This window comes from Vibrio sp. D173a, assembly GCF_030248475.1.
In genome coordinates this window covers 1-1,029 of record NZ_JAHGAH010000559.1, presented here as the reverse complement: position 1 = coordinate 1,029, position 1,029 = coordinate 1, and the positions used below count along the sequence as shown (strand labels likewise).

Here is a 1,029-nt window from a genome sequence, read left to right as displayed (position 1 = left end):
AAATGAACGCAGAGCGCCAATTACGGTGACTACCACGGCAATATAAGTGGCAGGTCGCAATTGAGGTAGCACCACATACCACAGCATTCGCCACTTCTTGGCTCCATCCAGTCGTGCTGCTTCCAACTGTTCAGGGTCTAGGTTGTTCAAGCCCGTTAAGTACAAAATCATGCAGTAAGAGATTTGTGGCCACAGGCCTGCCACGATAATCCCGTAGGTAACGTAATCTTCATTGGCGAGAATGGAGATAGGCTCAAAACCAAGTGAACCTAAGACGATATTGAACAGGCCAAAAGATGGATCGTAAAACCAGGCAAACACTAAGCCCACAACCACTTGTGAGATAACAAATGGAAAGAAGAAGAGAGACTTAACAACACGGATGCCTTTCACTTGTTGGTTGAGAAAAAGGGCGATAGCCAGACCACAAGGTGGCGCAAGCATAAAGAAGATCAACCAAAGGAAGTTGTTAGTCAGTGAGGTGTAGAACGCATCGGAGTCAAATAGCTCACGATAGTTCTCTAGCCCCACCCACTCTTTCTCACCAAGCCCATCCCACTCGAAAAAACTCAACCAGATACTGTCCACAGTCGGAAAGATCACATAGAGCGAGAAGATGGCGATTGCCGGTGTTAAAAACAGCCACGGCGACAGCTTAGAGCTGATGCGCCTTTTCTTTCTGGCTGATGGGATGCGATTTTCTGGGTATATCGTTTTCACAGATTGCACCATTTTCCCAAATTCCTTGTCTTCATAGCTTTGTTTACAATTCCATTTGTTTCAAAGTTAATCGGCGAAACATCATCAAATTGCTAAGCTTTAATCGTAACCATGCTCAAATATTAATCTCAGCAATCATATTGTGTATCGTTATGTTTAAATTGTGTAAACGATTCCACAAAAAACAGAATACTTTGTAAAATTTGTATGAGCCGGATCAATAAATCGTGCGAGGCACCTAACAAATTTCTGATGAATGCGTATGTTTTAAAGGCAAAGTGATGTAGTCCAACAAGGCAAGGAGATAGC

General features: G+C 43.3%; 1 protein-coding gene. It reads right to left on the bottom strand.

Going from position 1 to position 1,029, the window contains the following annotated elements; genetic code table 11:
- Window positions 1-732 (bottom strand): carbohydrate ABC transporter permease (locus KIV40_RS27520; RefSeq protein ID WP_285352385.1); only part of this gene is annotated, 732 nt, incomplete at its 3' end.
- Between the last annotated feature and the right edge of the window lie 297 nt (window positions 733-1,029).